Annotated in this window: 7 protein-coding genes and 1 pseudogene; all 8 read left to right on the top strand. The window is 48.2% G+C overall.

The window, feature by feature from the left end; genetic code table 11:
- Positions 1 to 380, top strand: a 380-nt coding sequence (locus QUA43_RS30360; RefSeq protein ID WP_333379453.1) for a hypothetical protein, incomplete at its 5' end; no start/stop codon positions are given.
- Positions 381 to 1,164: 784 nt separating this feature from the next.
- A complete protein-coding gene (locus tag QUA43_RS30355) occupies positions 1,165 to 3,999 on the top strand; it encodes a DUF3854 domain-containing protein (protein ID WP_333379451.1) in 2,835 nt (944 codons plus the stop codon).
- An 82-nt stretch (positions 4,000 to 4,081) separates the two neighbouring features.
- Positions 4,082 to 4,729, top strand: coding sequence for a site-specific integrase (locus QUA43_RS30350; RefSeq protein WP_333379450.1), 648 nt, complete (start codon positions 4,082 to 4,084; stop codon positions 4,727 to 4,729).
- Positions 4,730 to 4,920: 191 nt separating this feature from the next.
- Positions 4,921 to 5,553: a hypothetical protein gene (locus QUA43_RS30345; protein WP_333379448.1), complete on the top strand. Its 633-nt coding sequence runs from the start codon at positions 4,921 to 4,923 to the stop codon at positions 5,551 to 5,553.
- Positions 5,554 to 5,776: 223 nt separating this feature from the next.
- Positions 5,777 to 6,196 carry a hypothetical protein gene (locus QUA43_RS30340; protein ID WP_333379447.1) on the top strand — a complete coding sequence of 140 codons (420 nt, stop codon included), beginning with the start codon at positions 5,777 to 5,779 and terminating at the stop codon, positions 6,194 to 6,196.
- Positions 6,197 to 6,718: a hypothetical protein gene (locus QUA43_RS30335; RefSeq protein ID WP_333379445.1), complete on the top strand. Its 522-nt coding sequence runs from the start codon at positions 6,197 to 6,199 to the stop codon at positions 6,716 to 6,718.
- Complete coding sequence (locus QUA43_RS30330; protein WP_333379443.1) at positions 6,718 to 6,981, top strand: hypothetical protein; 264 nt, start codon at positions 6,718 to 6,720, stop codon at positions 6,979 to 6,981. Before QUA43_RS30335 ends, QUA43_RS30330 begins: the two co-directional genes overlap by 1 nt.
- Positions 6,972 to 7,310 (top strand): annotated as a pseudogene (locus QUA43_RS30325) (hypothetical protein); the annotation flags it as partial. The gene QUA43_RS30330 and the pseudogene QUA43_RS30325, both read left to right, overlap by 10 nt.

Below are 7,310 nucleotides of genomic sequence, written 5' to 3'. Positions count from 1 at the left end.
GACAACAGGAAGCAGAACAAATTCTCAGTGGTCAACCAACAGAAAGAGAAGAAACAGTCGAGTCATTAAAGCGCGCTTGGCTTCTTGATTGTGCTGAACCGTCCGAACCATCCTCTGAACTTGCAGAACCGACAGTGCAAGCGGTTCAGCCTCCGAACCAACCAGAGGATAGCACTTTGGCAAAAGATGAGGAGCGATTTACCAGTTTGAACTTAGACCGGAACCAAGCATTAACGCTAATAAAAAAGTTACGGGTCGAACTGAACCAAACCCAGACGATCGAGAAGTTGTGGGAGTGCAAGAAGGGAGGGAGTGAAGCTTGGAAACGGGCTTATGCTCAATTCAAAAGTCTGATGGGAGAGGGCGACAAAGAGAAGTAGAGCGCGTGGTGAAAGGCCTCGGCCTTTTAAGCTTAGCGCGTACAACTAAAAATTAGCGAGTGCTAGCACAATCAGAGGGCAAAAATCAGTAGTGAGGAATAAAAGCTACGACCTATAGGTCAGAATTTTCAGTAGTGAGGAATAATTGATAAACCCTATAGGGTTCGATTCGCGATATAAGCCCAAAACCAGGGGAGAAAACACACTCTCCCCATTCTCCAAAATATAGCGCGGGATTTAGGGGTATAACTGCTTCTACACGGGCGGAAACTCAATAAGTTTCCGAAGATAACTCGTTATACCTCGCAATTCCTCGCAATTCGAGATTACCCAGGACTGCTGGAATTTTCTCCCTATCCTCAAAGTCAACCCATCGCTTAGAATATTGGACATGGATAACCGCCCCTTCACCCCACGCGAAATGATAGAGGCCCGCAGAGCTGATAGAGAAGCTAAGCGGTCATTTCTAAAGCACTATTACCAGAACCCTTTTAGGTTTGTGGCGCTAGTGCTTGAGTATCGCGCATGGATCAAAGCTAAGGTGGCGGAGAAGCGGTTCAAGCATCAGAACGAACTGCTGAACCCTTTAGTCCTAATCCCTAAATTCTGCAATGGCTTAATCGGTGTCTCGCTCACCGACAGCGTAACCGCACTCGCTAGCAATTAGCAGGGCGGTTCCACCTATGCCTTAAATCTTTTTCAAAAACTGTACACACCAAAAAACCGCTCACTGATTGGAACCCAGACCGAGCGGCTTATTGGCAATTTCACCAGAGGCAAAATCATGTCTACGGACAAGTTTAACGCGACCAACGTCAATCTTTCAAGTGGATTAATTCTACCTAATCCCGACGAAGTTTGTCAAGATTCTGAATCATCAAAAGTAGCCAAACCTACTCAAACTTATTCACCAACATTTTTTCTCAATACCCAGCACTGGGAGTCCATCGCTACACGGGGCATTTTCCCGAAGTGGGCGGGCGCGAACTGCATGAGTAGCGATATCCCTAAAGCTAAGCTGATGCTGGGTTATGAGGCGTATTCGGCGGGCATTATGCTAATGTCGGACTGTTACGGACAATGGCAATTCCGACCCGATAATCCGTGGCACAGCAAGGGGAAGGAAGATAAAGAGCCGCCAAAATACCGCACTCCAAAAGGTGAGTACGATCTATTCTTAGCCAAACATCCAGAGATAGAGGCATTTTGGGAAGATTTAGACGCGCTCAAAGCTCGCTGCTTTACGATCGACGGCAAACCCTACTTATTGACTACCGAGGGCGGGTTTAAGGCGATAATGGGTTGCCAATATGACATTCCCACTGTTGCGGGCGTTGGCGTGACAATGTTTCTGACACCAAAGGCAAAAGGTGAACCCGATTTAGTCCCCGCGTTGAAACGGGTAGCAGAGGCGGGTTTCAACTTTATCATGGCGTTTGACTCTGACAAAAAACCTGAAACCGTAAAAAATGTTCGCTACCACGAAACAAAGCTCGCTAAAGTCTTAATGGGTTACGGCTGCGATGTTCGCACAGTTACGGGTAAGTGGAACCATGAGGACGGCAAAGGGATGGATGATTTTATCCAAAATAAAGGGATTGAGGCTTTCAGAGAAATTCTGATGAAAGCTGAGAGCCACAGCGAGCCGATCGTATCGGGTGACAAGCCACCTAAATCTAAAAAGCCACCAACACCCCGCCAGATTGCCGCTGAGATTGCAGAAGAGTACGGCAGTCAGTGGAAATTTGACAACGAGCAAAAGACTTGGCGGATATGGACTGGGAAGGAATGGGAAAAAATCGAGATAGGTAATTTTGAAACACTGCTCCAAACTGTGATTGATGCCAGGAACATCGAATACGCCGGCGATGCTTTTTTGACCGACGTGCTCAAGCTTCTGACAAAACGGCTGAGAGTTGCCCGGTGGCAAACATTGGACAGAAAGCGTTACACGAACTTTAACAACTGCGTACTAGACGGCGAAACATTTGAAATCTTGAAGCACTCGCCGGGAATGGGTTTTACCTCGCACCTACCCTACGATTACAAACCGCTTGCCATCAGCGATACGACAGACCCGCTAGAAACTCTCAAGATTAATTGCCCCAGTATCTACGGTTGGATGCGATCGGCGATGCAGGACAGTCCGAAAAAAATGCTTAAATTGTTGGCAGTCTTTGCCGGCGCTCTCCGGTTCCGGTTTCACGACTTGCAGATGTTCGTTCATTTTGTCGGCAAACCGGGAAGCGGTAAGGGGACGGCTGCACGACTTTTGCAGAAAGTTGTGGGTGACGCAAACTACGCGGCTTGTAAATTAGATCATCTCAAAGATGGATCGACCGTGGCATCCATCATTGACAAGCAACTGGTAGTTTTCCCAGACGAACGCAAACCAACGGGCATCGACAGCATTTTAAGTTTCACCGGGGGCGATGCCATAAGTTATCGGGAAGTTTACCGGCCAGCTTCTCACGCTTTTTTCTACGGTCTGATGCTGATTTGTTCAAATAAGCCGATTTTTGTTGGCGACACGACGGGACTAGAGCGGCGTTTAAGCTTGCTGCATTTTGATAATCCGATCGCAACAGACAAGCGCGATTATTCGATCGAGAAAAGTTTTGACCCTGAGATTGCGTCGCTGATAGCGATCGCTTTGACAATTCCCGACGCGACAGTTACTCAACTCATCCGAGGCACTGGGGAAAATCAGATTGTAGAATTTAAGGCCAAAGAGTGGGAGATGAAATATCAATCGGATAGCATCGCCGCATTTTTCAATGACGAGCTGGTGTTAACCGAGCAAGGGGACGAACCCGTGCAGACATCAAACATCTATAGCAGCTACCGAGTTTTCTGCGAGTTGGGGGGAATGAAACCTCTTTCTGTGGTGAAATTTCCAACCATGCTCAAAGACCTTTGCACAGAGTTAGGATTCTCTGTCGAGTGGAAACGGACACGCGGCCGTAGCTTCTTTTATGGGGTGCGACAAAGAGACAACCAAGTGGATGATCAGCCGACTTACTCCGAGACTTTAGCTCAAATGACGGGGGTTGAAGGGGTAAATGACGGGGGTTTGACGGGGGTTGTGCGGGGGTTGAAACCCGCATCGGTGGGGAGTTGCGGGGGTTTTGACCAAAAAATGGCAAAACTTTCTGAGAATTTAGAAACTCCATTAAATTTTTCGGAAAAAACCGAGGATTTATCAGAAATAAATAGTTTTGACCCCCCTAAACCCCCGTCAAACGCTGTAACTCCCAACCCGCAAGGAATACAACCCCCGTCAAACCCCCGTCAAACCCCCGTCATTGATTCTCAACCCCCGTCATCTGAAACGGCGGCGAAAAAGCACAAAGAGTTTGAGGTTGACAATCGGGTAGTAATTACTGAACACGTCCATCCGAATTACAAAGGTGCGGCCGGGAAGATTCTTCGGAAAGCTTACTTGACCGATCGCATTCACACTCGATACCAAGTAGAACTCGACAAACCAGTAAGAGGCGAGCAAGTGGTGACAGTTGATGTTCCGATGTCAGATGGATTGACCTACATGATGCCAGCACCTAAGCCCAAAGCTGTTGAGCCTAAAAAACCTGTTGATGAATCGCACATCCCGTTCTAGATTCCAGCGGCTAAGCCAGTAACCAAAATTTTCTGGCTTAGCCGCCGATCGCAAAACTCGCAGCTAGAATCTAAAATCCAAAATGAAATCAGACAGACACGGGCAAGCGGCTATCCTGTCGCCAGCACAAATCGAATTACTATTTTCCGAGGGCTTGCAAACCGATCGCGATAGGACACTGTTTGGGTTTTGTCTTTATACTGCCTGTCGAATTGCTGAGGCTTGCTCTATGCAGACAGAGGACTGCTACGCTGCCACCGGGAAAGTCAGAGATTTTATCAACATCAGGAAAGCGGCAACCAAAGGCAAACTTGCGACTCGCACAATCCCAGTAAATCCAGAATTGCGATCGCTCTTAATTGTCTGGCAACCGCAAGCCGGTCCGACTTATTTATTTCCCGGTCGCCACACTTCCCAAAACTTCCGGCACATCAGCAGTGACAGCGCCGCTGTAATTCTCAGGGAAGCTTGTAAGCGCGTCGGGATTGATGGAGCATCTACCCACAGCTTCCGCCGCACTGCCTTGACCCAGATGTCAAACTCTGGCATCCCACTGCGAGTCATCCAAGAAGTTAGCGGCCATCGCACTTTGTCGGAGCTTCAGAAATATTTAGAAGTCAGCGACTCGCAGGTCAAAGGTGCGATCGCCTCTCTGTCGATGCTTTCTTACGGCGGGAAACCTAAGTTTCACGAGCTAGAGCCTACACTCCCCACTGTGCCGTTATCATAGTATTTTGAGCGCGGAAATAGTGGGCTTATTGATGGAAAGTAGGGGGTTATTGAGAATAGAGATAGTATGCTAGACAAGTGCTAGACACTTAGGCGGTAACTGCTAGACAATTAATATCTAGCTACCACTAGACAACCACTAGACAGTCTGTTATATTGTGTCTAGACAACCACTAGACAAGGTAGTGACAGATGACAGATAGATGCCAGCTTAATTTGAGATTGGATGGTAGACGCGACTTGCTTGAATCCTGCAAGGAAGTAGCAGCAGCGCAAGGTTTGAGCCTTAACGCTTGGGTAATTAAGCAGTTGGAGTTAGGGGTATCTGGTAGCACTCAATCGCCCACCGTAAGCACTACTAGACAACCACTAGACAGTGTAGTAGACACTACTAGACAACCACTAGACAAACAGGAGGCAAGTGAACTGCCGGGAAAGTTCGACGCGGGTGATTATGACCACGCTCTGACTACCCCAGAGGAAGCTCTGGCACAAGCCAAGATTTTCGGCTTCACCCCGGAGGAAGCGCTAGCCGATGCCCACTTTCAAATCGCAATGCTCCAATCTAATCATGATGAGCTTGAGGATAGGCGCGATGCGGCAAAGCGTGAGATTGAGAAGCTGACAGAGCGACTTGAGAAAGAGCGCGCCGATCGGGAGGAAATCGAGGGTGAACTTTTTGCTTTAAAACAAAAATCAGCCACTGCAGGGAAAGATTTACCCGACGCGGCCGACCTGCTAAACCAGTTGAAGGCCAAGCGCAAAAAATCAAAAACCGACTTGGCAGACATTGAGGCAATTTTAGCGATGATTGAGGAGTCCTGAGACACATCTCGACTAGGAATTATGCCCCGCGTAACTTCGGGGCTTTCCTCAAATTTCAACACCAGGGCGTGCGAAAACTTTACAATTCCGGCTTGACACTGCCGACAAATACTGCGAGATTTAAGTGAAGTGAAGATTGATGCGCTACTGGCTGACGTTGACGCGCCAACCAAGTAACGACTTCACCCGACGATTCTCTAACAACCGACGGGGCAAAAATACTATGACACAACGCGGCGGCGCTTCCTCACTGGAAGCCGCAAAGCTTAATAATGTGGCGGCTTTTGGTCAAGGCAACCGCCGCATTGACTACCTAAAATCGGTAGCTTATGCTTGCAATTTCTCTGACTCGGACGCTAAACCTTTTGGAAAGCTTTCCAGAACTGCTACATGGGAAGCACTTCTAAACCAGCACGGGCTAGAGTTTGAGCAAAAGATTCAAATCACTCCTAACACGGTAGAGACTGCTACTAATGAAAGCCCACATCAAATCAGTTTGATGCAATGGGTTGATTTTCAGCAGCTATTGGCGCTCGCACTGGCAAGCGTAACTTTTGCTGTGCTGTTTTTTTCAGTTTTTCCGAGAGTAAATCCTCTCAACTTACTCCCAGTAAAAATCACAATTCAAATCGGAGACAAATAGATGAGTCTACAATTGAGACTTTTTGGCGGCGGCAATGATGGTGGCAAACTTGCCAGTGGTGGCGCTGGCAACGACGGCAGTCATAACATCGACAAATCACGAGTGCTGCAAGCCACATCCCCTGATGCAATCTCGCCAATGAATCCTGGTAATTTTGCGGCCGGCGAGCGTTCAGTGCCGATCGTGCCAGCACCTCGCTATTTCTCCAAAGAGGAAAAGGACGCGGTAAAAAAACTTGCCAAGGAGAAAACCGAGGGTGCTCGGCATAGTAAGACGGCTTACGAGAAACTAGGCATGATCGAAGCGGCGGATGCCAAGGTGCATAAAGCCCACAGAAAATATGAGGGAGTGGTCGCCGACAACGAACTCAAGAAAATCCGCGCCAATGCTGGGTTGGCAAAGCACCTGCACTCACTCCGACCGGGTTATGCCCGACTAGGGTTAGGGATTGATAAAGCCGAAAACAATGCCCGCACTCGGATTGATGAAATCACTGCCAAACTCACAGCGGGGATGAACTAATGAGAGCGATGCAATACGGAAATTGGTTTCTGTCCGGTTGCATCGCTTCCTCCCTTCTGGGATGGATAGCGAGCTTGCACCTGATGGCATTTAAAGTAATTTCCCTTCTGTTAGTGGGCGCAAGCATAATGTGGGCGCTGGGCTGGTTGGCAGATTATTCACTTAGCAAGTTACTCAAGATTGAAGTCCCGACTTTGCAAGGGCTTTTAATGGCATCTGCTGCGATGCTGCTAGTTGGGATGGGGATATTCTTATGCAGCTAAAGCTATTTGTGCTTTCAGCATCCGCACTCACCCTCTGGTTGGTGCCCCTGGTTGGCTTAAATAAGCAAGTTAGCTGGCACAAAGCTATACAGGGTATCTCGCTAGTGAGTGCCATTGCTTGCGCTGTGTCCGCTGGGAATATTGCCAAAAGTCAAGCGGATGAGGATGAAATTGAGCTAATTAAGGCACGGGCAATTAAAGCCGATGTGATTGATGAAATCAGCACCAGCGCCTATGTTAGCCAACAAACCCGACAACAGGAAGCAGAACAAATTCTCAGTGGTCAACCAACAGAAAGAGAAGAAACAGTCGAGTCATTAAAGCGCGCT

Origin of the sequence: Microcoleus sp. N9_B4, from assembly GCF_036701635.1 — a bacterium.
Lineage (GTDB): Bacteria > Cyanobacteriota > Cyanobacteriia > Cyanobacteriales > Microcoleaceae > Microcoleus.
Note: the sequence above shows the minus strand (reverse complement) of the source record. Positions and strands in the feature narration are given on the sequence as shown.

Excerpts from the sequence above, each read along its gene's own strand:
- QUA43_RS30355 (WP_333379451.1), top strand. The coding sequence starts at position 1,165 with ATGTCTACGGACAAGTTTAACGCGACCAACGTCAATCTTTCAAGTGGA.
- QUA43_RS30350 (WP_333379450.1), top strand. The coding sequence starts at position 4,082 with ATGAAATCAGACAGACACGGGCAAGCGGCTATCCTGTCGCCAGCACAA.
- QUA43_RS30345 (WP_333379448.1), top strand. The coding sequence starts at position 4,921 with ATGACAGATAGATGCCAGCTTAATTTGAGATTGGATGGTAGACGCGAC.
- QUA43_RS30340 (WP_333379447.1), top strand. The coding sequence starts at position 5,777 with ATGACACAACGCGGCGGCGCTTCCTCACTGGAAGCCGCAAAGCTTAAT.
- QUA43_RS30335 (WP_333379445.1), top strand. The coding sequence starts at position 6,197 with ATGAGTCTACAATTGAGACTTTTTGGCGGCGGCAATGATGGTGGCAAA.
- QUA43_RS30330 (WP_333379443.1), top strand. The coding sequence starts at position 6,718 with ATGAGAGCGATGCAATACGGAAATTGGTTTCTGTCCGGTTGCATCGCT.